Here is a 25,693-nt window from a genome sequence, read left to right as displayed (position 1 = left end):
ATGTAACTGTATGAATATCAGGGATAAAATTTTATTGTTCCTAAAAGAAAATGATATCGAGCCAAAAGTTTTTTACGAATCTGTTGGATTAAGTCGGCAGCATTGGTCTAACATAGTTAATGGGAAAGGCAATTTTACTTTAGAGATTGTTAGAAAGATAAAAACTGTTTATCCGATGATTGATCTTAATAAACTTCTAGATGAAAAAACTGAGGATTATTTATCAGTTGCAGAAGATGCCGCTAAATATGGTGAGGAAAACGGAATTGCTCTCTTAAAAAAGGATATGGAAAAAGCAATTAAATTACTTCAAAGACACTTGAAATAGAACAACTACAGAACAAAACAATATTAACTATGCTGATAATCAATAATAATAGGAGTTCTGGAGAAACCACTTAAAGCCGCCTGGTTCAGGTGGCTTTTTTATTGGAAAATATTAAATTAGTGTTAATCTAATTTGGATTATAAAAGGAAAGAGTGTATTTTTGCACCACTCAAAACAATGGAGTATGGTTTCTTAGCTCAGTTGGTAGAGCAACGGACTGAAAATCCGTGTGTCCCTGGTTCGATCCCTGGAGAAACCACTTAAAAACCGCCTGATTTAGGCGGTTTTTGTTTTTTGCTAATTTATTGTCTGATTTTTCATATTAAAATTGAGTTTTGAAAGTTAATTTTATATTTTAATAATAAAAGTTGCTTATTTTCAAAAAAGAAATATTTTTGCAAAAAAACTAATTTTCAAAACTTCATGATGAGAAAACTCTATTTTTTATTATTACTTACTATATATTCTCAATTATTTTCACAAATAAAAAGTGATACAATCAATTATCTTTCAAATGGTATTGTAGAAGACTCGCATGGGAAAATAATAACAAATCATGTTTTAAGAGAAAAGTTTCTAAAAGAGAGAGCGATGAAAGTTCTTTCAGAAAAGAAAAAAATGCTAAAGGCAACCCCAACTCTTGTGGAATTGTGTTCTAATGGCGGCTTTGAACAATTTGAAAGTGTTGGGGGAAAAAGCTATCTTAAGAATTTTTTATTTTCTATAGGAGATCCGCCCGGACCAACGCAGTGTAGGTCTATTTCTAATAAAGCAGACTCTTATATTAATCAATACGATCCTACTGACGGAGATCTGATGGCAACAACTGTTCCTGCCAATCTTATCGATTCTTATATGGGAGACATAAAAGCATTTGATCAGTATGCCCTTAAAATTAATTATCCTAATTCAAGTACTTATGGATCAATAGTACAGGGGAAAAGATTCAAAACCAATAATGAGAATTTTGTAAAATTTAATTATAAGGCCATCCTTCAAAGTGTTTATGATAATAGCCATACTGATAATCAAGCTTTTTTTAAAGCAAGAATACTTAATAAGTCAAATGTTGTAGTAAGTGAATTTTGTCTTGTTGGCGATGAAAAGAACTGCATATTTACAAAAGTTCCGGACGGCAGCTATGGCTATGTGACATTATATACAGCCAACTGGCAATCAGGATTGCTCGATATCTCTTCTATTCCTAATAATGAGGAATTTACGGTGGAGTTTATGGCGTCGCGTTGTGGATTAGGGGGACATTTTGGATATGCGTATGTAGATGATATTTGTCTATTACATTCGAATGAGAGTTTTGTCGGAAGCATTGATCTTAGCCCTTTGAATGCTGTTTGTCCAACATTACCCATTAATGTTTCAGGTGTGTTTACGGTTCCAAATTCCGGCGGAGTAACCGCATCTGTCAAAAATATCACTTTGAAATTATTTAATGAAAGCGGTGCTACTGTTTATACAACACAATCAGCTACAATAGATAATGTTAATAAGAAATTTAATTTTGTTCTTAATAATTCGGATTTTCCCAATACAAACCAAGCAAATTATAATGTAGGTGTATATGTAGATTATGATATACAAGGCAGTTCGTGCGGTGGTAATAATTTTTTTACAAATGCTTCGGATACAGATGCTAATGAAGGTTGGGATATCAGTTTTCTTAATTGTTCATCGTCTTGTAATATCCCTGTAAACACGGCAAAATTATCAAAATGTGATACTGATGGGAATGGAGTAGAGGATTTTAATCTCACCGATTTTGATAGCAAAGTAGTAACATCTACAGCAGGTCTTAGTTTTACCTATTTTAAAAATTATAACGATGCACTTAGTAATTCTAATAGTATTAGCAATTTTACTAAGTATCCATCTGGTACTGGAAATGTATATGTAAGAATATCCCGAGATGCCGGCTGTTACAAAATAGTTTCAGTATCCTTAGAGGTTAGGAATCCAACTGCAAATATTACAGGTATCCTGAATGTCTGTTCGGGCAGTACGAACTTGACTGCATCAACAGGTAGTAGTTATCTTTGGAGTCCGGGTGGTGAAACAACGCAAACTATTTCCGTGAGCAATACGGGAGTTTACTCCGTTACGGTTACAGATAGCTATAGCTGTAGTAGCACTGCGAGTGTGAGTATAGAACCAAGCTTAACTGCTGTCACACCAACTTTACAAGTTACGCAACCTTCCTGTTTTGTGTCTTCGGGAACAATAAAGGTAATATCCCCCGCATCGGAATATAGTTTTGATAACGGTGTTACCTGGACTACTAATGCTATAAAATCTAATTTATATCCAGGAAAATATTTTGTAAAAGTCAAAACTGTCAAAGGCTGCATATCTTACTCTCAAGAAGTTGATATTGTACAATCTTTGTTGCCATATCCCAATTGCAACTCGACGCAGCCAAGATTTTGTGGAGATACGGGTTCCATCACTGTTACCAATTCTGCAGCTTATTACAGTTTTGATAATGGTGTAACCTGGGTTAATAATCCAGTAGCAGATAAACTACAGCCAGGCAAGTATACTGTCCGAACAAAGGATGCTGCAGGATGTATATCTAATCCGCAAGTTGTTGCTATAGAAAGTCAAACTTTGGGCGATCCGGAATATACATTGGTTAGTCCTGCTTGTTCGGTTGCTGGCAGTATTACTATTAATACACCTGCAGATTTTTATACCTTTGATGGTGGTACTACCTGGGTAACATCGAATGTTCTAAGTAACGTCAATTCAGGTAATTTTTCTGTAGGTGTCAAAAACTACTTGGGCTGCATATCTTATTTTAAAACTATCTATGTATATAAATTTGAGAATCAGTCACCACAATATGAAGTGATCCAACCAGAGTGTGGAACCAATGGGGCTATCTATATAAAAACAGAGGCAGCTCAATATAGCTTTGATAACGGTGCAACTTGGACTACGAGCAATTTGGCAGAATTGCCGGCAGGAAATTATACAATAAAAATTAAAAACAGTGCCAACTGTATTTCTCAGGCTACTACTGTAACTCTTAATCCGCCTTACCTTCCTAATCCTATATATACGGTCGAGCAGCCTGGTTGTGGAGTTAATGGAAAAATCACTATTAACAGCGTATATGACTTTTATAGTTTTGATAATGGTGTAACTTGGGTTACGACCAATTCCAAAGTATTACCTGCGGGATCCTATCAGATTATGGTGAAGAATAACATTGGCTGCAAATCTTATGCTCAATATGTATATTTGTACGAACAAAAACTACCGCAGCCTTCTTTCAAAGTTGTGCAGCCAACTTGTACAACAAAAGGAACTATAACCATCAATACTGTAGCTGATTTTTATAGTATCAACGGAGGCTCTACTTGGAGTACTAATCCTGTGTTTAGCAATTTGACAGGATCTAGTTTTACTATTGTTATTAAAAATAACCTGAACTGTATCTCAGAGTCTGCTTATACGTATTTTAATCAGCCATATTTGGAGTCACCAACATATACTGCAGTTAATCCAAGCTGTGGTAATACAATTGGCAGTATAAAATTTACATCAGCAGCAGATCAATATAGTATAAATGGAGGAAGTTCATGGTCAACAAATCCAGATTTTAACAACCTTAACAAAGGTTATTATAGCCTGGTAGTGAAAAAAGCAGGATGTATTTCTAATAGTATTAGTTTTTACATGGACGACAACTCATTAGCTGCTCCATCGGTCACAGTTGTACAGCCTACTTGTGGAAGTAAAGGAAGTATCACTGTTAATGCGGTTGCGGATTCATATAGTATTGATGGTTATACATGGGTAACTACCCCTGTTTTTAATAATTTAAATCCAGGGTATTATAGTGTTTATATCAAGAATAATTCTGGTTGTAAATCATCAGGAGTTTCAGTTAATTTACAAAATTTCTATTTAGATGATCCGGATTATACTTACACATTACCATCGTGTGGTGTTGGAGGTACAATTACAATTACAACGCCAGCTGCTTCTTACAGTATCAACGGAGGGAGCACATGGAACACAAGTCCTGTTTTTACTAATCTACAGCCCGGTAGTTATTCTATAGCTATCAAGAATAGTCAAAATTGCACATCCAACCTTTCCGGAAGATATCTTAATTTTAATAGATTTTATCTGCCCAAGCCAGATGTAGAAGTCACTCAGCCTGTATGCGGGCAAAATGGTAGTATAAAAATTATAACTTCAGCGTCACAATATAGTTTTGATGGCGGAAATACCTGGACAACCAATCCTGTTCTTAATAACCTGACTAGTGGTTATTACTATATAATGATTAAAAATGCTCAGAATTGCACATCAGATCCTTATGGCTTCAGTGTATCCATTAACGCTTATTATCTTCCCCGACCAATGGTTAACGTTGTTCAACCAACTTGTAGCAACAACGGAAGTATAACAGTTGTCTCCAATGCAGCATCTTACTCTTTTGACAATGGTGTTACTTGGACTACAAGTTCTTCATTGCTGAATCCAGCCCCGGGATACTATAGTATTAAGATTAAAAATTCAATCGGATGTGTTTCTACTGCTGCTAATGTAAATGTTCAGAAGTATTATTTGAATGCTCCGCAAGTGACAACAATACAGCCAACCTGCTCATCTCCTTCAGGTACAATTATAGTAAATACTATTGCTGATCTTTACAGTTTTGATAATGGAACAACTTGGGTTACCAATCCAATTAAAAATTCTGTTCCCTCCGGATATTACAATATTTTGATAAAAAATAGTTTTGGTTGCATATCTCAGGCTGCCTACGTTTATATTAATTCAAGTCCCAATGTCCCAGCTGCTCCTGCGGTTACTGTAGTACAGCCGACAGCTTGTGATAGTACAGACGGCAGTATCAAAATTAATACGACAGGTGTCAGCTATTCTTTCAATGACGGAGCCTCTTGGACTACTAATCCAATGAAAACAAATCTTGGTTCGGGAACATATATTATTAAAATTAAAACTAATTCATATAGCTGCGAATCAAAAACAACAGTCGTAAATTTGGATTCCGGAGTTGCAATTGCAGCGCCTGATGTATCTGTAACACAACCGACTTGTAGTGTTTCTACAGGTACTATAACCGTTACAAGTCCAGCTTCTACTTATAGTTTTGATAATGGGTTAACATTCACTTATTCAAACTCTAAAAGTGACTTGCTGCCGGGAACTTATAATGTTAAAGTTAAAAATACAACAGGATGTATTTCTAATGTTGCAACTGTGGTGATTTCTAAGCCGGCTCCATTGCCAGCTCCAGCTTATGCTGTAAAACAACCGGATTGTAATAATGCATTCGGAGAAATCAAAGTTACAAGCCCGGCTTCGGAATATAGTTTTGATAATGGTCTTACATTTGGTGCTGCAGACACTAAGACAAATTTAACTCCCGGAACTTATAATATCGTAATTAAAGATGCAGCCGGTTGTATCTCTTTTGCCGCAATGGTTACGGTTAATACGAGACCTTTAACACCCGAGCTTCCTCAGGTTTCAATTACCCAACCAGTAGGTTGTACAGCTAATACGGGAAATATTGCAGTAATATCTCCCGCAGCATATTATAGCTTTGATGATGGACTTACATGGATTACAAGCTCTAATGCGACATTGCCGCCTGGAACCTATCTGGTAAGACAAAAACTTTCCAATTCAGGATGTCCATCGCCAGCATTGTCAGTAACGATAGATATGCCGCCTAATGCACCTGTTTTACCTACTTACAGCATTAATCAACCAGCGTCATGTGTTAATCCATTTGGGGATATTAATATTACTACACCAGCATTTGCTTATAGTTTTGATAATGGTTTGACTTATACTTCAAGTGCATACTCAGGACAATTATCTCCAGGTAATTATTATCTTAAAACCAAAAATTCTGCCGGTTGTGAATCGGGTTCTGTACTTGTAGTAATAAAAAAGCCTATCGATACGCCAGTTAAGCCGGTAGTACAAGTTCAACAATTAGACTGTCACCATTCTAGTGGTGAGATTTTAGTTAATGCAGGTATAGCTGTACAGTATTCAATAGATAATGGTCTCACCTGGGTTGGTAATAATTCATTTGCTAATCTTGTTCCCGGGTCATACAGTGTGAGATATAAAAATCCTAATGGATGTATCTCTGATCCTGAAATAGTAATTATCAATACGTATACTAATAGTACACCAAAGCCAATTGCTGATGCCCAACAATATTTTTGTATACAAAATAAGCCGACAATTGCCGACATAATAATAACGGGAACAGGTGTCAAATGGTATAACTCTGCATTTGGAACTAGTCAGCTGGCTGCTTCTACATTATTAGTTGATGGACAAACATATTATGCATCACAGGTGGTTGCGACTTGTACAAGTGATCGTATTCCTGTTACGGTTAGTATCCAGTCAACTTTGCCGCCAACCGGAGATTCTCCGCAATTGTTCTGTATTAGTCAGAATGCAAAATTATCTGATGTCAAGGTGAATGGCAGTAATATAAAATGGTATGCTGATAAATTATCAATTATTCCTCTTCCTTCCAATACGTCATTACAGGATGGTTTTACTTATTATGCAACACAGACGGTAAATGATTGTGAGAGTGTTTTGAGATTGCCTATATTGGTTAATATAACCTCTGGTGTTATTCCTAATATGCCAGGTCCGGAAATCCAAAATATTCAGATAGAAAATAATACCGCTACTGTTATAATTAAAGGAGCTTCTAACTATGAATATTCATTAGATAATACCAATAATTGGCAAAATTCTAACGTTTTTAAAAATTTGGATAATGGAAATCATAAGGTATATGTGAGAGAAGTCTCCAATATTTGTGCAGTTTCTTTAAAAGAATTTACTATTTTTAAGATTAATAACATTTTAACTCCTAATGGCGATGGTATTAATGATAACTGGGAAATAGAAGGATTAGAGAATTATCCGGGTACAAAAGTTCGAGTTATGGATAAGAATGGAAGAGTAGTCTTAGATACAGTAGTATCAGGAAAGTTTTTTTGGAACGGAACTTTTTCGGGCAGGTTATTGCCTACGGATAATTATTGGTATCATATTGTGTTGACAGATGGCAGGCTGTTGACAGGTTATCTTGTGATAAAAAATAGGAATTAAAAAAAAGGCGCTTGATAAAGCGCCTTTTTTTATAAAATAAATTAAAATTTCTCCACTCTAACAGCTTCCGGAACCATAATCTCGTAGTTACCGCCATAAGAAATGATTTCTCTCACAATGCTGCTGCTGATGTAAGATTTCCCGGATGAGGTTAGAAGAAATATCGTTTCAACTGTATTGTCTCTTGTCAGGGCTCTGTTGGTCTGTGCAATGGATTTTTCAAATTCGAAATCAGCAGGGTTTCTAAGTCCTCTCAAGATGAAATTGACATTTTTACTTTTACAGTAATCAATCGTCAAACCTTCAAAATCATCAACTTCAACATTCGGGAATTTTTCAAAAGTTTTCTTGATGAACTCTTTACGTTGTTCAAGGGAGAACATATATTTTTTCTGAGAATTTTTTCCAATAGCAATGATGATTTTATCAAACAACGGAACTGCACGTTCAACAATATCATAATGACCAAGTGTGATTGGATCAAAAGACCCGGGAAAAACAGCAATTTTCATAGAAATTTTAAATTTTAGATTATGAATTTTAGATTCTCTGCATCATTTAAAATCTAAAATTTATCATTGATGATTATTTGTTAAGTGCTTTTTCTACTTCGTTTCCGCAAAGGTCTTTGATAGAGATACCGTATATTTTTGCCTGTTGTGGAAGGATGCTGGCCGGTGAAAAACCGGGATTAGTATTCATTTCTAAAAGATGCGGAATTCCGTCAACGATAATGAATTCCGAACGCGAAAATCCGCTCATACCGAGTGATTTGTAAGCTTTGATAGAGATTTCTTCCACTTTCTTTCTGGTCTCTTCATCAATTCTTGCCGGTGTGATTTCCTGAGAAGCACCCTCATATTTAGCTTCATAATCAAAGAATTCTTTGTCGGGAACAATTTCCGTGATTCCCAAAACAATCACTTCACCTTTATAATCCAAAACGCCAACGGAAACTTCCATTCCATTCAAAGCGCTTTCGATAAGGATTTCGTCATCTTCTTTATAAGCAACTTCAAGTGCTTTTGCTAATTCGGATTTTTCTTTCACTTTAGAAATTCCCAAAGAAGAACCACTTTGATTAGGTTTGACAAAAACCGGAAGTCCTAGTTTTTCTACAATTTCGTCATTAGAAATTTCCTCTCCCTTTCTCAAATAAATACTTTTCGCGGAAGGAATTCCATATTTAGACAAAACAGCTAAAGTATCTTTTTTATTGAAGGTTAATGCGCTTTGATAGAAATCACAACCCGTATATTTTTGCCCGACTGCATCCCAATACGCTTGGAGGATTCCGTTTTCACCAGGTGTTCCGTGGATGATATTGAAGCAAACATCAAATTTCAAGCTTTCTCCGTTGCCAAAATCTGCAGAGAAATCAGCTTTATTGATTGGTTTTTTATTGTCGTTTTCGTCTGAGAAATACCATTCGTCTGTTAGAATTACAACTTTATAAACGTTATAGGCTTCACGGTCCAGCGAATCAAAAATCAGTTGTCCGCTTTTAAGAGAAACTTTGTATTCATCAGAATAGCCGCCCATTACAACGGCCACATTTTTTTTACTCATTTCAAAATTATTCTTGAAAACAAATGTAAAGATTTTATGAAAAAAATATAGATTAAAAATTGCCTAAATATTAAAATTGAGAATTTAAGTGTGAATTGAAAACACAAAGGCATAAAGAATCTATATTTATTGTAGTGCTATTAGGTACAAAGTTTAATTTCATTAAATAAAAAATCTTTGATTTTCCTTGTGCCTTAAAACATTTCGATCTAAAAAAAACCTCGCGCCTTTGTGTTAAGCTAATATTTACTAAAATAATAATCTCAAATAAGGCCAATAAATCAAAGCTCCAACACAAACCGAAGAAATAGTCGCTAACATGACAGCGCCTCCAGCCAAATCTTTAATTATTCCTATTCGAGAATCAAATTCAGGCTGAATATAATCGCAGATTTTTTCAACACAAGTATTCAAAGCTTCTGTTACTAAAACAAAAAAACAACAAAAAATTATTAAAGCTGTTTCCATTTTCGAAAGGCTAAGAAAAACGATCAGAAAAAGATTAATCAGCAAACCGAAAATATGAATCTGAAAATTGCGTTCGGTTTTCAAAATCCACATCAAACCTTTGATCGTAAAATGGACACTTTTGTGAAATGGCGGTTTTTTCATACTCTATAATATCAACAAAGATAGATAAATCCGAAAATTGTTAATAACTAAATAAATACGGCTTTTAAAATTTGTCTGAAATCATTATCTTTGTGGAATTGAAATAAATACAGTTTATGAGATTTATTGTTGCCAGTGGCGATTTGCAGAAAGCTTTACAGACGGTGAGTGGCGTAATTTCCGGTTCACAATCCAGACCCATTTTGGAGAATTTTCTTTTCGAGCTAGACCAGAACTTATTGACAGTGACGGCTTCTGACGGAGAAACGACACTGATTACTTCTCTCGAAGTCAAGTCTGATGACAAGGGAAAATTAGCAGTTCCGGGTAAGATTTTTCAGGATTTTCTGAAAACTTACGGCGAGCAGCCTTTAACTTTAGTGGTTAAAGATTCCGAGGACGGAAACGGTAGCGTTTTGGAAATTTTGGATGAGAAAGACAACTTTGCTGTGGCATTGGACAATGCTGATGACTACCCGGAATTGCCGGAGTTTGATGCGTCTCAGAAAGTAACCATCGGAGGTGGTGTTTTGGCAGAAGCTTTGGCTAACACTTTGTTTGCCACAAGCAATGATTCTCTTCGTCCTGTGATGACTGGTGTTTTGTTTCAGTTCAAAGAAGATGAGACCAATTTTGTGTCTACAGATTCTCACAGATTGGTGGTTTACAAAAGAACAGATATTGTACATCCGGAGACTTTGGAATTCATAATGCCAAAGAAACCGCTGTCGATTTTTAAAAATATCCTGAATAATTCAAACGAAGATGTTGTGATCGAATTTAGTGATAATATGGCTAAATTCACATTCGGAAATAATATCTGGATCTGTCGTTTGATTGACGGGAAATATCCAAACTACAACGCGGTAATTCCGAAAGAAAATCCAAATGTTCTGACCATCAACAGAAGCTTGCTTTTGAGTTCTATCAGAAGAGCATCGATCATGTCCAACAAGTCTACCAATCAGGTAAGGTTCAAGTTGTCCGGCAACGTTCTTCACCTTCATGCCGAAGATACAGAATACGCAAACAAAGCCGATATGCAGATTCCTTGCGACTATAATGGCGATGATATCAATATCGGTTTCAGTTCAAAATTCCTGACAGAGATGTTATCTGTTTTAGGTTCTGACGATATCACGATGAAAATGTCTCAACCCAACAGACCGGGGATTGTAGAACCGGTTGACGGATTAGAAGACAATGAGAGTATCCTGATGCTGTCAATGCCTGTGATAGGTTTGTAATTTTAAAATTAATCATATTTAAAATTTGAGATTTGAAATTCAGGTCTCAAATTTTAGTTTAAAAATCATAAATTTTTGGGCAGCTTTTCCGCCTTCCGTTCCCAATCTTTTTTACCAAAGCTTTTCCGGCCACAAAAAAAAGGATTTCCACTCAAGTCGGGCTGCTGTAATTCAACGTGTAAAGTAATCTTATTCGAGTTAACGCCTTTGTGAACTTAAATAGGTTTTAAATAAAAATCTTTGTGCACTTTGTGTTCAAAAAATTCAAATATAAAAAAGAATGAAAATTTCTAATAATTGGCTTAAAGATTATATCAAAACAGACCTTAATTCTGACAAAATCAGTGCATACCTTACCGATATTGGTTTGGAAGTAGAAGGTGTTGATCAATTCGAAAGCATAAAAGGAAGTCTGGAAGGAATTGTCGTAGGCAAAGTTTTGACTTGCGAAAAACATCCGAATGCCGATAAATTAAGCAAAACAATTGTTGATATTGGAAACGGAAAAGTTTTGGAAATTGTTTGTGGAGCACCTAACGTTGTAGCAGGACAAACTGTACCAGTTGCCGTAGTCGGAACAAAAATCTATGCAAAAGATGGCAGCTCTTTCGAAATCAAAAAGGCTAAAATCCGTGGCGAAGTTTCCGAAGGGATGATTTGCGCCGAAGACGAATTAGGCTTGAGTGATGACCACGCCGGAATTATGGTTTTGGACGAAACAAAATATGAAGTTGGAAAACCATTGGCCGATTATTTTGAATTAACGAATGATGAGGTTTATGAAATTGGTTTAACGCCAAACAGAACCGATGCTATGTCACATTATGGTGTTGCAAGAGATCTACAGGCATTCCTTATTTCAAATGATTTGAAATCTCAGTTTGAAAAAGTGACTTCTGTTGCTTTGAATATAGAAGGTTCTCACGATTTCAAATTAGAAGTGGAAAATTCTGAACTGACTCCGAGATATTTAGGCGCTGTGATTGAAAATGTTGAGATCAAAGATTCGCCAAATTGGTTGAAAAACAGGTTGAAAGCTATTGGGCTTTCACCAATTAATAATGTTGTAGATATTACCAATTATATCCTTCATGGGCTTGGACAGCCGCTTCACGCTTTTGATGTGGATAAAATTGCAGGTAAAACTGTAAAAGTGGGAACGGTAAAGGCTGGAACCAAATTTAAAACTCTCGATGGTGTTGAGAGAACTTTGAACGGTTCCGAAATCATTATCAAAGACGGCAAAGACAAGCCGATGTGTATTGCCGGAGTTTTCGGTGGAAGTGAAAGTGGCGTTTCATCCGAAACCAAAACGATTTTCCTGGAAAGCGCTTATTTCAATCCGGTGGCGATCAGAAAAGCATCCAAACTTCACGGACTTAATACGGATGCGTCTTTCCGTTTCGAGAGAGGTGTTGACCCAAATAATGCGAGAACTGCTTTGACTCATGCTATCAATTTGATTCAGGAATTAGCTGGCGGAAAATTAATTGGCGAGATTCTGGAACATTACCCTGAGAAAATCAAAGATCATTATGTGGTTTTCAGATATTCGAAATTAGATCAGATTCTTGGCGCTAAGATCCACAGAGAAAAAGTAAAAGAAATTCTAAAATCTCTGGATATTCAGATTCTTAACGAGATCCAGAATGGTTTGGAATTATCGGTTCCGGTTTACAGAGCGGATGTAACCAGAGAAATCGATGTTATCGAAGAAGTATTGAGAATATACGGTTACAACAAAATCGATGCACCTAAGAAGATCTCTTTCACACCGGTGAAATTGAGTTTCGATGATCAGGATGCTTTGGAAAATTCCTGGGCAAGAACATTACAATCCAATGGTTTTCACGAGGTAATGAACAATTCACTTCGTTCTGTAAAAGATGAAACTGATGCTGTGAAGTTATTGAACCCTTTGAGTAATGATTTAGCATTTATGAGAAAGTCTTTGCTGGAGGGACTTTTGGAAAATGCAATTTACAATATCAATAGAAAATCATCTGACATTAAGTTTTTCGAATTAGGAAAAATTTATCATAAGAAAGAAAAATACGAAGAAAGAAAGCAATTAGCAATTCTGACATCGGGAAGGGAAGTAGCGGAAAACTGGCTTCAACCAAAAAGTGCGACAGATTTCTACTATTTGAAAGCTTATGTCAAAGTTCTTTTGGAAAAACTAAATCTTGAACTTCACGAATCTGCGTTAGAAGACCAGCGTTTTTCTGATGCTTTGGAAATAAAATCCGGCGATAAAACGTTGGCAAGGCTAGGAAAAGTTTCTCCGCAAATGTTGAAGGATTTTGATATCAGTCAGGAAGTTTTCTATGCAGAAATCGAACTGGAAAACTGCCAGACATTGAGAACAAAAGAAAATCTGAAATTCATCGATATTCCTAAATTCAACAAAATCAGAAGAGATTTGGCTTTGCTAGTGGATAAAACCATTACTTATGCAGAACTATACGATTTGGCGAAATCTAACAAGTCGCCGTTCCTGAAAAATGTTAATCTGTTTGATGTTTACGAAGGGAAAAACCTTCCGGAAGGCAAAAAATCCTATGCTTTAAGTTTTGAACTTCTGAACGAAGAAAAAACCTTGGAAGACAAAGACATCACAGAAGTAATGAACTCTCTTATCAAATCTTTTGAAAAAGAATTCAAGGCTGAATTAAGATAATTAATTCAAATTTATATAAATCAAAATCGGGAAAATTCTCCCGATTTTTTTATTTTTAGCAAAAAATTAAAACCGTGAAAAAAATCTTTATCTCTTTCCTTTTTGTTGCCGGTTTAGTCTCTTCACAAACGTACAATTGGAGCACATTAAACTTTCCCCCTTCAACTACTGGTCGTTATGACGATGTTTTCTTTCTTAATGAAAACTTAGGCTGGGCTGCAAGAGGAGGCAATGGAACTGTTTTCAAAACCACAAACGGTGGAACGACCTGGACAGAACAAATTGTTAGTTCACAAACGGGGCAATACTTCAGGAATATAGAATTTCTGAATGAAAATATCGGTTTTCTGGGAACTCTGAATAATAACTTTTATAAGACGACTAATGGAGGAACAACGTGGACGAAAGTCAACAATATTTCTCCTTACCCAGCCGCAATCTGTGGACTAGATACAGTTGGATCATCCACGGTTTATGGTTGTGGAGCGTGGTTTTCTCCAGCTTATGTTATTAAGTCAACAGATTCCGGTAATACTTGGAAGTTTATCGATATGTCAGCTTATGCATCTGCCTTGGTCGAAGTTCAGTTCATTGATGAAAATGTCGGTTTTGTTTCAGGAAGTGACGAACAGGGTGCTGTGATTCTCAAAACGACTGACGGTGGCGACTCCTGGACCAAAATCTACAGTGCCGGAGAATACGGCGATTACGTTTGGAAACTCCAAATTTTTCCGGATAATAAAATCATTTTCGGTTCGATTGAATCCGAAACTCAAGGCAAATTACTGAAAACTTTTGACGGCGGATTGACCTGGCAAACCAAAAATTTCCCTGACCCATATGTTCAGGCAGTTGGTTTTGTGTCAACTACGCACGGTTGGATGGGCGGCCACAATTCAGGTTTTATGGAGACTTTTGATGGTGGTAATACTTGGATCAATAAAAATCTTGGAGGTTCTCTTAACCGTATTTTTTTCGTGAACGGAACTACAGCTTTTGCATCGGGAAATCAAATCTATAAAATGACCACAACAGGTTTATCAACCAATGAGTCAGGCAATGAAAAAGTTGAAAACCTGAAAATAGAAATCGTTCCAAATCCGATAAAAGATAAACTAAATTTGAATATTCATTACATTCATTCGGATCATATTATTGTTGGATTATACGATTTGACAGGAAAATTTTTGGGCAATATTCTAAAAGATGATGTTAGTGGAAAAGGTCTCAAAAAATATTCTCTGGACTTCAAATATTCTGCTGGCGAATATCTTTTGGCGGTGCAATCCAATTTGGGAAGACAGTCTATAAAAATTATTAAGAAATAGTTTTAGTAGCTTAATCCCGCTATTCACTATATCTTTTTCTTTTTTTGCAAAAAAAGAAAAAGGATGCCGTTCCTATCGGGGCTAGGGCATTTGTCATCGATAGAAATCTTGATATCAGAAATAGAAAGCACCAATCAAAAATCATCTCTAATTCAAAATCATTCCAAACATAGTTTTCGTAACTTTGCAGCGATGAATTCTTTAGTTGACAAATACAATATTCCAGGCCCGCGTTACACGTCTTATCCTACTGTTCCTTATTGGAACGAAGCCGATTTTACTGCTGACCAGTGGAAAAAATCGGTTATAAGATCTTTTTCAGAAAGCAATTCCGAAGAAGGAATCTCCATTTATATTCACCTGCCTTTTTGCGAGGCACTTTGTACATTTTGTGCTTGTCACAAAAGGATTACGAAGCAGCATTCGGTAGAAATTCCTTATTTGGAAAGTGTCTTGAAAGAATGGCAATTATATCTTGAATTATTCAATGAAAAGCCTAAACTTAAAGAGCTTCATCTTGGTGGAGGAACGCCGACTTTCTTCTCTCCGGAAAACCTGAAAATACTTTTACAAGGGATTTTTGATACAGTTGAAATTGCAGAAGAACAAGAGTTTAGTTTTGAAGGTCATCCGAATAATACGACTCGGGAACATCTTCAGACTTTATTTGACTTAGGCTTTAATAGGGTGAGTTTTGGCGTTCAGGATTATGATCCAAAAGTTCAGAAAGCAATCAACAGGATTCAGCCTTTCGAGAATGTGAAAAATGTAACCGAATGGGCAAGAGAAATTGGCTATAAAGGAATCAGCCACGATTTGGTTTTCGGATTGCCACACCAAACCTGGGAAGCTACCGAATATACGATTAGAAAAACTTTGGAGTTGAAACCTGACCGTTTGGCTTTTTATTCATATGCACACGTTCCTTGGGTGAAAGGTGTTGGACAAAGAGGTTTTGACGAAAGTGATCTGCCAACTGGCGATGAGAAAAGAAGATTGTACGAAGACGGGAAAAAACTCTTAGAAGAACTCGGTTATATTGAGATTGGAATGGATCATTTTGCTTTGGAACACGATGACCTTTATCAATCATTGATTCAGAAGAAGCTGCACCGTAATTTTATGGGCTACACTTCCAGCAAGACTCAATTGATGGTTGGATTGGGAATGTCAGCGATTTCCGATTCCTGGTATGCTTTTGCGCAGAATGCAAAAACGGTGGAAGAGTATCAGAAGATTGTTGAAGAAGGCGAGATTCCGGTTTTCCGGGGACATATTTTGGATGGTGAAGATTTGACGATTAGAAAACATATTCTGAATCTGATGTGTCAGTTGGAAACGAGCTGGGATTTACAAACTTCATTTCCGGAAATCGAAAATGCAATTGAAAAATTGAAAGAAATGGAAACAGACGGTTTGGTAGAAATCTCCGACAATCAAATTAAAATCACAGAAAAAGGAAGAGCTTTTACACGAAATGTGGCAATGGTTTTCGACCTCAGAATGATGAGAAACAAACCAGAAACCAGGATTTTCTCGATGACGATATAATGAATTAAAAGAAGTTTTAGTAACTTCTTTTTTTTATTTTAAATAAGATTGAAAATGAATTTAATCCAACAAAAAAACATCATTCTCAAAAGTTCCAGAGAATTTTTGGCTGATGCAATTTTTCCTGATTCTGGTGAAAAGCTTCCTCTAACCATTTTTGTTCACGGCTACAAAGGTTACAAAGATTGGGGCGCTTGGGAATTGATGGGAGAGAAGTTTGCGAAAGCTGGATTTTATTTTGTTAAGTTCAATTTTTCACATAACGGAACTACAATTGAGAGTCCTGACGAATTTGCAGACTTGGAAGCGTTTGGAGAAAATAATTATTCTAAGGAATTGGAAGATTTGGAAATGGTTATCAATCATTTCAAAAACCAAAAAGAAGTTGATGCCGAGGAAATCATATTGATAGGCCACAGCAGAGGTGGTGGAATTTCTGCAATCAAAGCTTCTGGAAATAGTTCGATTTCAAAATTAATTACATTAGCGAGTGTTTCTACACTTGACAGATTTCCTAAAGATGAATCTTTTGAAAAATGGAAAAGCGAAGGTGTTTACTTCGTAGAAAATGCGAGAACGAAACAGAAAATGCCACATTATTTTCAGTTTTTTGAAGATTATGAAAATAATAAAGAGAGATTTGATGTTGAAAATGCTTGTAAAAATTTGACAATTCCAAGTCTGTTCATTCACGGTTCTGTTGATGAATCTGTTCAGTTAAATCATTCTGAAAACCTTCATCATTGGACGAAGGGTTCTCAACTGAAAATCATCGACAATGCCAATCATACTTTCGGCGCAAAAGAACCATGGGAAATTAATTCTCTTCCAAAAGAATTACATGAGGCTGTTGAAACTTGTATCAATTTTTTGAAAAAGAATTAATTTTTCTTTTTGATCAGGTTGTTATTTTCTATCCAGCGTTTGCTGGTGTTGATGTCTTTCAGATACCAAATGTCATTAGCATTCATCAGATAAAGGCTGTAAATAATTGGTATAGCAATCTGTTTCCCTTCCAGATAATTGGCTCTTACCGAGATAGCATTTTTTTTGCGGATAAAATCCCCTGAAAATATGTTGGAATAACTTTGTCCAGTCGCTTTGTCATCAATCAGCTCGATGAGTGTAAGGCTGTTGTCAGCATTAAACTGTAGAATATGACGCTCCGAATGGTCTTCAAAATCTTCTACCAAAACAAATTTTTTATTGCTAATGGTATATCCTGAAGCATCCTTCATCTTTTTATGTTTATTTTCGATCTTTTCCAGGATGTCATTGACCGCTGAAAAATTCTGAGAATAAAAATAAACCGAAGAAATCAAACTGAATAAGAGAAATAATTTTTTCATTTTTTATGTGTCTTATTTACAAAATAAGTTATTGTAAATTGGATACACAAATCTTTGACCAAAAATAATCAGACGTTTTTTAATTATCTTTGCAAAATGATACGGATTACAAAAATTTTCAATTTCGAGACAGCTCACGTTCTTTACAATTATGACGGAAAATGCAAGAATATGCATGGTCATTCTTACAAATTATTTGTTACGGTAAAAGGTAATCCTATCGATAATCTGGATGACCATAAAAACGGAATGGTTGTCGATTTTGGTGATATCAAAAAAATTGTAAAAGAAGAAATTGTAGATGTTTGGGATCATGCAGTTTTGGTAAATGGCGTTTCTCCACACAAATCTCTTGGTGAAAATCTGCGAAACGAAGGACACAAAGTGATTTTCTGTAATTACCAGCCAACATGCGAAAATATGCTTTATGATATTGCCTCAAAAATAAAATCAAAACTTCCCAACCATGTTCAATTGGCATATCTTAAGCTTCATGAGACTGAAAATTCCTATGGTGAATGGCTGGCTGAGGAAAACTGACATAATTTTGGTATTTGCTGAATTTTTCTTAAAATTGCAGCCTTAAATTAATAAACTATGAAAAAACTATTTTTAGTTGGTGCTTTGTCACTTTTTGGAGCTATGAACGCTCAGTCGGCTAAGTTTGGGCTTAACGCAGGTATGCTGACAGGGTTTGCAAAAGCAAAAGTCCCTGGTTATAGTGAGACAGATTCTTCTACAGGATTTTATGTTGGAGCTTTGGTAGAAATTAAGTTTGGAAGTTTTGCGATTCAGCCTGCAGTTAACTATGCTAATATTAGTGATGGAAGTGGGTTGCAAATTCCTGTAATGTTAAAATATTACGCTATTCCAAAATTGAATTTTCAATTTGGTCCCCAGTTTTTATTTGATTTGGAAGATACACCGGCGGGTTATGAAAATTTTTATAATAAAACAAATTTTGGACTGGCAGTCGGAGCAGGTTTTGATTTTACGTCTAGCTTATTTGCTGAAGCAAGATATTCTTTCCAGGTAAATAATCATCTCAAAGATGCGCCTTCAGGATATGCATTAAAAGCTAATTATTTTAATCTTGGTTTAGGTTATAAATTTTAATCCAAATCCAGAATTATATAAAATAAAAACCTCGCAACATCGAGGTTTTTTTAGTTTGGATAGACAATATATTTCTGTCTTATTTTTTCAAAATCTCTTAGATCTTTCTTCCAGCTATCTTTAATTTCTTTTTCGGATTTTCCAGCGATGATTTGCTTTCTTAGTTCATCACTTCCGGCTAACTTATCAAAGAAAAGATTTTTCAAAAAGAAATCCTGCTGAGGATTTTTATAATTTTTGTAGGATTTCAAAAGCCATTCAAGATTTATTTGTCTTAAGTCTTGAGAGTATTGACTCAGATTTTCGCCATAACATAATTTGCCATTCAGAAAAGGATCTTTTGCACCTTCTGTTGGTTTCGGTGTGAATTGATATTGGAAATCTTTTGTCCACGGCGAACCGTAGATTTGGAATGGTAAATCTGTTCCTCTTCCTACAGAAACCTGCGTTCCTTCAAAAAAACAGAGACTCGGATAGAGATTGATGGATTTATCATTAGGAAGATTTGGAGAAGGTTTGTCAGAAACGCCGTAACGCCGTTGTTTGTGGTAATTAAGCATTGGGATCAGCGTGTATTTTGCTGTCACTCCATTTTTCAGCCACTTTTCGCCATTGACCATTTTTCCATATTCACCAATTGTTAATCCATAAACAACAGGAACATTATGTAAGCCAATAAAACTTTTCCATTGGTCGCGCATCATTGGTCCATCTATGTAACCATCATGTGGATTTGGTCTATCAAGAACAATCACTTCAACATTATTTTCCGCTGCCGCTTCCATAATATAAGATAGTGTCGAGATATAAGTGTAAAATCGTACTCCAACATCTTGGATGTCGAACAAAATAACATCAGCACCTTTCAAATATTCGGATTTTGGTTTTTTGTTGTCGCCATACAATGAAACAATTGGTAAGCCGGTTTTGCTATCGGTTCCGTTTTTAACGTGTTCCCCGGCATCAGCAACGCCTCGAAAACCGTGCTCAGGCGCAAAAATAGATTTGATTTTTATATTATTTTCGACCAAGAAATCAACTAAATGTTTTTTATTCTTCAGAAGACTGGTTTGGTTAGCGGCGACAATGACGTTTTTATTTTTAAGCAAAGGCAAATACAATTCCGGTCTATCAGCAGCGGTTGCAAAAAAATCTTTGAATTGATTTTGAGACTTAATAAATGGGATTGAACTAAAATAAATTAGCAGGATAAAAACTAAAGTTTTATTTTTGAAGCTTAAAATCATTGATTTGAATTTTCCGTTATATTTCTCGAAAAAGATAGCGTTTTCCAAAGATAACAAAAATAATCTCTCCAAGGTGATTGTCTATATCGGCAGGCTTTCTGTTGCTTTGGGCATCATTGTTTCGCTGATTACAATCTCCACAGGTCTCGGTTCCAAAAAAGCCATCGAAGACAGGATTTCTAATTTCAGCGGAGATATTTCTGTAAAATCCACACGTTCCAATTCTTCTTATAATTCTTCTGTTTTGGATACAAAAGGATTGGACACAAAAGCTCTGAGATCAATTCCTGGCGTTGCCGGTTTACAATCTTATGCTTCAGTGAGTGGAATCCTTAGAACTGAAAATAATTTTGCAGGCATCATTTTGAAAGGTGTAGGGAAAGATTTTGATAAAGAAAGATTTCAGCCGTTTATGATTTCGGGCTCGATTCCGGATTATAAAGAAGACGGTTATAATAACGAGGTTATTTTGTCAGACAAAATCGCCAGTGATCTTTCACTCAAAGCGAATGACAGTATTGTGGCAATATTTTCAAAAGAAGATCAAAAACCGATTTACAGAAAATTTGTGATTAAAGGGATTTACAAAACAGATATCAAACTGGTTGATGATCTTTATATGATCGGCGATATCAATCACGTCCGCAAAGTAATGAATATGAATGATAAAGAAGTTGGCGGACTTGATATTTTCCTGGATGATACCAGTGAAATCGATGCTGCTTTTCCTCAAATCGAAAAATATATTGGGTATAAAAATTATGCAGAAAAAGTAACGGAAAAATATCCTCAAATTTTGGATTGGGTCAATATTTTCAATCAGAATATCTCTTTGATCATTGCCATTATGCTGATTGTTGTAGTCATCAACATTATTATGGTTTTACTGATTTTGATTATCGAAAGAACCAATTCCATAGGGCTTTTGAAGACATTCGGAGCTTCTAATGCACAGATCAGATCCATTTTTATTAATTACACATTAATTATTATGATTCCGGGATTGCTGGCAGGAAATGTGATAGGAATCGGATTATTATTGATCCAAAAATATACAGGAATTATCAAGCTTGACCCGGAAAATTACTTCATCAGTACAGTTCCGGTAGATCTTAACCCGTTATATATCATTTCGATTTCGGTAGGGATTTTTATCGTTTCAGGCATCGCAATGATTTTACCAAGTTATTTGATAAGTAGAATCTCACCATTAAAGGCTATTAAATACAGTTAATTATAAAGACTAAAAATACTTAAATGATACTAAAAAACCTTAATTATCCACTTGATTTTAAATTCAAGATCACCACATTGGCCAGCGACTTTAACATTACGGACAGGAATGGGAATTATGTGGCTTATGTTCGTCAGAAAATGTTTAAGCTGAAGGAAGATGTAATTGTTTTCAATGATGAGAGCAAAACTCAGGAATTATTCAATATTAAAGCGAACCAATGGATTGATTTCAACGCATCTTATGTGATGACGGATTTGGTTAACGGTAAAAAGTTCGGAAGACTAGCAAGAAAAGGGGTTCGTTCTCTCTGGAAATCCCGGTATGATATCATCGATGAAAATGACCAGCCCAAATATCAGATCAATGAAGACAATGGCTGGGTAAAGGTTTTTGACAGTTTCATTGGCGAGATTCCTATTATAGGATTGTTCACAGGTTATTTTCTGAATCCTTCTTACACCGTGAAAGATAATGCGGGTAAAGAATACTTCAGACTTAAAAAAATGCCTTCTTTGGTTGAGAGGAGATTCCAATTAGAAAGATTAATTGATATTGATGACGAAGACGAATCTCTTGTTGTTTTGAGTTTTCTGATGATGGTTCTTTTAGAAAGAGCGAGAGGATAACAGCCTTAATTAAAATAATAGAATATGAAATATTACAATAATATAGTTGAAACGATTGGTAACACACCTTTGGTTAAAATCAATAAAGTCTTGGGAGAGGATTTCCCGGCTTTGGTTTTGGCAAAAGTAGAAACGACCAATCCCGGAAATTCTGTGAAAGACAGAATGGCGCTTAAGATGATTGAAGATGCTGAAAAAGACGGACGTCTGAAACCTGGCGGAACAATCATCGAAGGAACTTCCGGAAACACGGGAATGGGACTGGCTTTGGTGGCAATTCAAAAAGGTTACAAATGTATTTTCGTGACCAATTCCAAACAATCCAAGGAAAAATGCGACATCCTTCGTGCAGTTGGTGCAGAAGTGATTGTTTGCCCGACGGATGTGAAACCGACAGATCCGCGTTCTTATTATTCGGTTTCCAAAAGACTGGCAACTGAAACAGAGAACGGTTGGTATGTGAATCAATACGATAATTTGTCCAACAGACAAGCACATTACGAAAGTACAGCGCCAGAAATCTGGGAACAGACGGAAGGAAAACTGACGCATTTCGTAGTAGGCGCCGGAACAGGCGGAACAATTACAGGCTGTGGAAAATTCTTCAAGGAGAAAAATCCAAATATTAAAGTTATTGGCGTTGATACTTATGGTTCAATTTTGAAAGAAATTCACGAAACAGGAGAAATTCATTTGAATCACGCTTACACTTACATCACGGAAGGTATTGGCGAAGATATTCTTCCTGAGAATTATGATATGAGTGTTATCGACCATTTTGAAAAAGTCACCGACAAAGACGGAGCAGTCTATGCGAGAAAACTGGCAAAAGAAGAAGGAATCTTTTGTGGTTACTCTGCAGGAAGTGCAATGGCTTCACTTGTTCAGATGAAAGACAAGTTTACAAAAGATGATGTGATTGTGGTTCTGCTTCATGACCACGGTTCCCGTTACGTAGGGAAAATCTACAACGATGAATGGATGAAGGAAATGGGTTGGCTGGATTAATGAATAATTATTAATGAGAAATTATAAAAAAACCGCTTTCGGGAGATAGCGGTTTTTTGTTTTATATATTACATTGGCGGCGGCGGAGATGGAGCAGGACTAAAATTTTTCATTTGTTCTTCCGTTCCAATCAATTTAACATTATCATCAATATAAAGAATATTCATATTTAACTTCGGATTTTTTGTAATATTAATTTCCATAATATTATTTCCATTAACAATAAATTGAATCAGTTCTGGATTTTCAGCTAAATTTAAATTTTTCAATTTATTATGATCAGCAGATAAATATTTTAATTTTTTAAAATGACTTAAATTTATTTCTTTCATATTGTTGTCCATGAAATTTAAGGATTCAATATTGGGACAGTCATTAATTTTTACTTTATCCAGCTGATTTACTCCAAAAGCTAATTCTTGCAAATTAGGAAGATTAGAAACTTCTAATGATTTAATATTATTTTTTGCGCAATAAAATTTAGTTAAATAAGGAAAGTTTTCTAACTTAAGCTTTTCAATCTTGTTTTTTGTTAAAGAAAGATATTCGAGATTTTTGAAGAATTTGACATCATTAGCATTTGTAAGATGTCGTTCCATTAAATCTAATTCTTTTAGATTTTCAGCTTCATTTTTGCTTATTTTCCCATCTTTATTTATGTCTATATCCGGATATTTCTCTAATACTGATTTTTCAAAACTAGGATTCTCAAATTTTAGATCTTGTGAACAGGCGAGTGTTGTAAAACTTATTAATATTAACGTTAATGTCTTTTTCATATATAATAATTTAGTCAAAAACCTCAAAATCCACCCCGTCAAAACTTGCAAAAACCATCGTCGGATAAGAATCCTGATGAAAGATATTACCTTCAGAATCAATCCCGATTGCACCAGCAAAACCATCAATTTCTTTCAGTTCTTCAAAGGTTCTGTCAAAGGCATTTTCAATAGTTAATCCATCGGTTACTCGGGTTACGATTTTTGCAGCAGTCGCATTACTCACGATATCTTCACCAACGCCGGTACAACTTACTGCACAGAATTGATTAGCGAAATTTCCTGCAACCGTTGCCGAATCAGAGATTCTTCCCGGGATTTCAAAACCTTTTCCACCGGTTGAAGTTGCGACAGCAAGTTTCCCGTGTTTGTCAATCGCAACAGCGCCAACAGTTCCTTTTCCTCCGTTTTTTAGTTTCTCTTCGTATTCTTTTCTTCGCTGAGGGATTTCCGTTGAGAAGTTTTCGAAACCGTGTTGATCAGCATATTGTTTGGCTCCGTTGCCGCCCAAAACGCGATCGTCTTCTTTCATCAATTCTTTGGCAACAAAAATCGGATTTTTTACATCCTGAATATTAATCACGCCACTCATTTTCTGAGTTTCGCCATTCATTATCGCAGCACTCATTCGGATAATACCGTCACTTTGGATTTGCGAACCAATTCCGGCATTGTAAAGCTCATCATCTTCCAACAGCGAAACAGCATAAGCCACTGTGTCGAAAGCAGAATTGTCTTTTAAGAATTCATAGGATTTTTTCGCAATATCTTTTAGTGAATTTTGTTTGGCCAATTTCACTTCATTACTTTGACTGCTTTCTGAGAAAAATCCGCCGTGGATGATTATTTTCATTTTTAATTTTATTAGTTTTTCAAAAAAATCTCACAGATTAAGCAGATTGTTGATTTATTTTAAATGTTAATCTATTGAATTTGCTTAGTCTGCGAGAAAATTAAATTTATTATTCAGCGCTCACTTGCGGAATCGGATTGTATTGGGAATTAACAATTGTCATTTCCCGGCTTTTCAAATCGAATGTATCATTCATAGAAAGCACATCCACAATCAGATTTTTGATAGAAATCGGTTGGCCCAATTCTACATTCGTCAGGTTCGTATCTTTAATCTGAAGGCCGTCCACCAAAATCACAAGACCGGAGCCAATTGCCGTCATCGTTTCTTCTTCAATGAACAAGCCCGTGTCTTCACCAAGGCCAATTCCCAACGTTCTCGGATTGTTCACAACCGCCTGAAATAATCTTCCGATTCTTCCTCGCTGTACAAAATGCGTATCAATAATCACATTTTCTATAAAGCCAAGACCTTGAGTTGTTTTGATTTCGCCTTTCAAAAGTGCCTCGGAGCTGGAACCTTGATAGATCATATTTTCCGATGCAGCAGCAGCTCCGGCAGAAGTTCCGGCGTAGATAAAATCTTCGTTTTGGTATTTGTTCAAAATCGAATCGTGAAATCTTGTTCCACCAAGAATTGATGTTAAACGAAGCTGGTCGCCCCCAGTGAACATTACAACATCTGCCGCATTGGCTCTCGCAACAATAGCGTCGCTGTTGGCTTGTTCACGATTTTGGATATCAAGAATATTACAGTTTTTTGCGCCAAGATATTCAAACGCTTTTTTATATTCAGGACCAACAATGTCAGGAATCTGAGATGCGGTCGTAATCACTTCAATGACAGAATCTTCTTTCAGTTTCGATTCATCAATAATCTTTCGGAGGATTCCGCGTTCAAAAAAGTTAAGATTTTTTTCAACATTTTGGTCAAAACTGGTCTCCGTAAAACTACCTTTGTTTACAGCGCCTCCAATGATGACTAGTTTTCCTTTTGATTTCATATTAACAA

Annotated in this window: 20 protein-coding genes and 1 tRNA gene; 13 read left to right on the top strand and 8 right to left on the bottom strand. The window is 35.8% G+C overall.

The features are described 5' to 3' along the window. Nucleotides 1–10: 10 nt before the first annotated feature. The 3 genes from QOL71_RS12550 to QOL71_RS12540 all read left to right on the top strand — a co-directional run bounded on the left by QOL71_RS12550 (nucleotide 11) and on the right by QOL71_RS12540 (nucleotide 7,480). On the top strand, nucleotides 11–328 hold the full coding sequence (locus tag QOL71_RS12550) for a hypothetical protein (RefSeq protein WP_283417249.1): 318 nt from the start codon (nucleotides 11–13) through the stop codon (nucleotides 326–328). A gap of 186 nt (nucleotides 329–514) precedes the next feature. Then, nucleotides 515–587: transfer RNA gene (locus tag QOL71_RS12545), tRNA-Phe, on the top strand. Nucleotides 588–919: 332 nt separating this feature from the next. Continuing rightward, entirely contained in the window at nucleotides 920–7,480 is a 6,561-nt protein-coding gene (locus QOL71_RS12540; RefSeq protein ID WP_283417248.1) for a T9SS type B sorting domain-containing protein, read from the top strand. A gap of 41 nt (nucleotides 7,481–7,521) precedes the next feature. On the opposite strand, the gene coaD is transcribed toward QOL71_RS12540, so the two are convergent. The 3 genes from coaD to QOL71_RS12525 all read right to left on the bottom strand — a co-directional run bounded on the left by coaD (nucleotide 7,522) and on the right by QOL71_RS12525 (nucleotide 9,661). Continuing rightward, entirely contained in the window at nucleotides 7,522–7,992 is a 471-nt protein-coding gene (gene coaD, locus QOL71_RS12535; RefSeq protein WP_283417247.1) for a pantetheine-phosphate adenylyltransferase, read from the bottom strand. A gap of 73 nt (nucleotides 7,993–8,065) precedes the next feature. After that, the gene (locus QOL71_RS12530) at nucleotides 8,066–9,049 is read right to left on the bottom strand and encodes a D-alanine--D-alanine ligase (RefSeq protein ID WP_283417246.1); all 984 of its coding nucleotides are present in this window, start codon (nucleotides 9,047–9,049) and stop codon (nucleotides 8,066–8,068) included. 249 nt (nucleotides 9,050–9,298) lie between these two features. After that, entirely contained in the window at nucleotides 9,299–9,661 is a 363-nt protein-coding gene (locus QOL71_RS12525) for a diacylglycerol kinase (protein WP_283417245.1), read from the bottom strand. 116 nt (nucleotides 9,662–9,777) lie between these two features. Here QOL71_RS12525 and dnaN point away from each other — a divergent pair, with 116 nt between their 5' ends. The 5 genes from dnaN to QOL71_RS12500 all read left to right on the top strand — a co-directional run bounded on the left by dnaN (nucleotide 9,778) and on the right by QOL71_RS12500 (nucleotide 17,352). After that, nucleotides 9,778–10,908: a DNA polymerase III subunit beta gene (dnaN, locus tag QOL71_RS12520; protein ID WP_283417244.1), complete on the top strand. Its 1,131-nt coding sequence runs from the start codon at nucleotides 9,778–9,780 to the stop codon at nucleotides 10,906–10,908. Between the two features lie 280 nt (nucleotides 10,909–11,188). Further along, the gene (gene pheT, locus QOL71_RS12515) at nucleotides 11,189–13,588 is read left to right on the top strand and encodes a phenylalanine--tRNA ligase subunit beta (protein WP_283417243.1); all 2,400 of its coding nucleotides are present in this window, start codon (nucleotides 11,189–11,191) and stop codon (nucleotides 13,586–13,588) included. A gap of 74 nt (nucleotides 13,589–13,662) precedes the next feature. Then, nucleotides 13,663–14,916 carry a YCF48-related protein gene (locus tag QOL71_RS12510; RefSeq protein WP_283417242.1) on the top strand — a complete coding sequence of 418 codons (1,254 nt, stop codon included), beginning with the start codon at nucleotides 13,663–13,665 and terminating at the stop codon, nucleotides 14,914–14,916. 192 nt (nucleotides 14,917–15,108) lie between these two features. After that, nucleotides 15,109–16,467 (top strand): oxygen-independent coproporphyrinogen III oxidase, encoded by a 1,359-nt coding sequence (gene hemN / locus QOL71_RS12505; RefSeq protein WP_283417413.1) that lies wholly within the window; start codon nucleotides 15,109–15,111, stop codon nucleotides 16,465–16,467. A 54-nt stretch (nucleotides 16,468–16,521) separates the two neighbouring features. Beyond that, nucleotides 16,522–17,352 carry an alpha/beta hydrolase family protein gene (locus tag QOL71_RS12500; protein WP_283417241.1) on the top strand — a complete coding sequence of 277 codons (831 nt, stop codon included), beginning with the start codon at nucleotides 16,522–16,524 and terminating at the stop codon, nucleotides 17,350–17,352. On the opposite strand, the gene QOL71_RS12495 is transcribed toward QOL71_RS12500, so the two are convergent. Further along, nucleotides 17,349–17,816 carry a hypothetical protein gene (locus tag QOL71_RS12495; protein ID WP_283417240.1) on the bottom strand — a complete coding sequence of 156 codons (468 nt, stop codon included), beginning with the start codon at nucleotides 17,814–17,816 and terminating at the stop codon, nucleotides 17,349–17,351. The genes QOL71_RS12500 and QOL71_RS12495 overlap by 4 nt on opposite strands. A gap of 96 nt (nucleotides 17,817–17,912) precedes the next feature. On the opposite strand from QOL71_RS12495, the gene queD reads away from it, so the two are divergent. Together queD and QOL71_RS12485 are read left to right on the top strand one after the other, a co-directional pair. Next, nucleotides 17,913–18,356 carry a 6-carboxytetrahydropterin synthase QueD gene (queD, locus tag QOL71_RS12490; protein WP_283417239.1) on the top strand — a complete coding sequence of 148 codons (444 nt, stop codon included), beginning with the start codon at nucleotides 17,913–17,915 and terminating at the stop codon, nucleotides 18,354–18,356. 57 nt (nucleotides 18,357–18,413) lie between these two features. After that, nucleotides 18,414–18,932 carry an outer membrane beta-barrel protein gene (locus QOL71_RS12485; RefSeq protein ID WP_283417238.1) on the top strand — a complete coding sequence of 173 codons (519 nt, stop codon included), beginning with the start codon at nucleotides 18,414–18,416 and terminating at the stop codon, nucleotides 18,930–18,932. Nucleotides 18,933–18,982: 50 nt separating this feature from the next. Here QOL71_RS12485 and QOL71_RS12480 read toward each other — a convergent pair whose 3' ends face one another. Continuing rightward, entirely contained in the window at nucleotides 18,983–20,179 is a 1,197-nt protein-coding gene (locus QOL71_RS12480; protein WP_283417237.1) for an exo-beta-N-acetylmuramidase NamZ family protein, read from the bottom strand. A 4-nt stretch (nucleotides 20,180–20,183) separates the two neighbouring features. Between QOL71_RS12480 and QOL71_RS12475 the strand changes: the two genes are divergently transcribed. The 3 genes from QOL71_RS12475 to QOL71_RS12465 are packed head-to-tail and all read left to right on the top strand — an operon-like array spanning nucleotide 20,184 to nucleotide 23,050. Further along, on the top strand, nucleotides 20,184–21,413 hold the full coding sequence (locus QOL71_RS12475; RefSeq protein WP_283417412.1) for an ABC transporter permease: 1,230 nt from the start codon (nucleotides 20,184–20,186) through the stop codon (nucleotides 21,411–21,413). Between the two features lie 23 nt (nucleotides 21,414–21,436). Continuing rightward, entirely contained in the window at nucleotides 21,437–22,042 is a 606-nt protein-coding gene (locus tag QOL71_RS12470) for an LURP-one-related family protein (RefSeq protein ID WP_283417236.1), read from the top strand. Nucleotides 22,043–22,066: 24 nt separating this feature from the next. Next, nucleotides 22,067–23,050, top strand: a complete 984-nt coding sequence (locus QOL71_RS12465; protein WP_283417235.1) for a PLP-dependent cysteine synthase family protein — start codon at nucleotides 22,067–22,069, stop codon at nucleotides 23,048–23,050. Between the two features lie 68 nt (nucleotides 23,051–23,118). On the opposite strand, the gene QOL71_RS12460 is transcribed toward QOL71_RS12465, so the two are convergent. The 3 genes from QOL71_RS12460 to QOL71_RS12450 form a co-directional block, all read right to left on the bottom strand. Continuing rightward, nucleotides 23,119–23,829 (bottom strand): leucine-rich repeat domain-containing protein, encoded by a 711-nt coding sequence (locus QOL71_RS12460; RefSeq protein ID WP_283417234.1) that lies wholly within the window; start codon nucleotides 23,827–23,829, stop codon nucleotides 23,119–23,121. Nucleotides 23,830–23,839: 10 nt separating this feature from the next. After that, a complete protein-coding gene (locus QOL71_RS12455) occupies nucleotides 23,840–24,682 on the bottom strand; it encodes an isoaspartyl peptidase/L-asparaginase (RefSeq protein ID WP_283417233.1) in 843 nt (280 codons plus the stop codon). A 109-nt stretch (nucleotides 24,683–24,791) separates the two neighbouring features. Further along, nucleotides 24,792–25,685 (bottom strand): cyanophycinase, encoded by an 894-nt coding sequence (locus tag QOL71_RS12450; RefSeq protein ID WP_283417232.1) that lies wholly within the window; start codon nucleotides 25,683–25,685, stop codon nucleotides 24,792–24,794. Nucleotides 25,686–25,693 lie beyond the last annotated feature (8 nt).

Source organism: Epilithonimonas pallida (assembly GCF_900182975.1).
In the GTDB taxonomy this organism is placed as follows: domain Bacteria; phylum Bacteroidota; class Bacteroidia; order Flavobacteriales; family Weeksellaceae; genus Epilithonimonas; species Epilithonimonas pallida.
The sequence above is the reverse complement of the archived record's forward strand: the minus strand, read 5'-3'. Positions and strand labels throughout refer to the sequence as shown.

What these genes read in the sequence shown, in the direction of transcription:
- QOL71_RS12455 (WP_283417233.1), bottom strand. Translation starts at nt 24,682, where the DNA reads ATGAAAATAATCATCCACGGCGGATTTTTCTCAGAAAGCAGTCAAAGT.
- QOL71_RS12480 (WP_283417237.1), bottom strand. Translation starts at nt 20,179, where the DNA reads ATGATTTTAAGCTTCAAAAATAAAACTTTAGTTTTTATCCTGCTAATT.
- QOL71_RS12495 (WP_283417240.1), bottom strand. Translation starts at nt 17,816, where the DNA reads ATGAAAAAATTATTTCTCTTATTCAGTTTGATTTCTTCGGTTTATTTT.
- QOL71_RS12500 (WP_283417241.1), top strand. Translation starts at nt 16,522, where the DNA reads ATGAATTTAATCCAACAAAAAAACATCATTCTCAAAAGTTCCAGAGAA.
- coaD (WP_283417247.1), bottom strand. Translation starts at nt 7,992, where the DNA reads ATGAAAATTGCTGTTTTTCCCGGGTCTTTTGATCCAATCACACTTGGT.
- QOL71_RS12525 (WP_283417245.1), bottom strand. Translation starts at nt 9,661, where the DNA reads ATGAAAAAACCGCCATTTCACAAAAGTGTCCATTTTACGATCAAAGGT.
- dnaN (WP_283417244.1), top strand. Translation starts at nt 9,778, where the DNA reads ATGAGATTTATTGTTGCCAGTGGCGATTTGCAGAAAGCTTTACAGACG.
- QOL71_RS12540 (WP_283417248.1), top strand. Translation starts at nt 920, where the DNA reads ATGAAAGTTCTTTCAGAAAAGAAAAAAATGCTAAAGGCAACCCCAACT.
- QOL71_RS12465 (WP_283417235.1), top strand. Translation starts at nt 22,067, where the DNA reads ATGAAATATTACAATAATATAGTTGAAACGATTGGTAACACACCTTTG.
- hemN (WP_283417413.1), top strand. Translation starts at nt 15,109, where the DNA reads ATGAATTCTTTAGTTGACAAATACAATATTCCAGGCCCGCGTTACACG.
- pheT (WP_283417243.1), top strand. Translation starts at nt 11,189, where the DNA reads ATGAAAATTTCTAATAATTGGCTTAAAGATTATATCAAAACAGACCTT.
- QOL71_RS12530 (WP_283417246.1), bottom strand. Translation starts at nt 9,049, where the DNA reads ATGAGTAAAAAAAATGTGGCCGTTGTAATGGGCGGCTATTCTGATGAA.
- QOL71_RS12550 (WP_283417249.1), top strand. Translation starts at nt 11, where the DNA reads ATGAATATCAGGGATAAAATTTTATTGTTCCTAAAAGAAAATGATATC.
- QOL71_RS12460 (WP_283417234.1), bottom strand. Translation starts at nt 23,829, where the DNA reads ATGAAAAAGACATTAACGTTAATATTAATAAGTTTTACAACACTCGCC.
- QOL71_RS12450 (WP_283417232.1), bottom strand. Translation starts at nt 25,685, where the DNA reads ATGAAATCAAAAGGAAAACTAGTCATCATTGGAGGCGCTGTAAACAAA.
- queD (WP_283417239.1), top strand. Translation starts at nt 17,913, where the DNA reads ATGATACGGATTACAAAAATTTTCAATTTCGAGACAGCTCACGTTCTT.
- QOL71_RS12485 (WP_283417238.1), top strand. Translation starts at nt 18,414, where the DNA reads ATGAAAAAACTATTTTTAGTTGGTGCTTTGTCACTTTTTGGAGCTATG.
- QOL71_RS12470 (WP_283417236.1), top strand. Translation starts at nt 21,437, where the DNA reads ATGATACTAAAAAACCTTAATTATCCACTTGATTTTAAATTCAAGATC.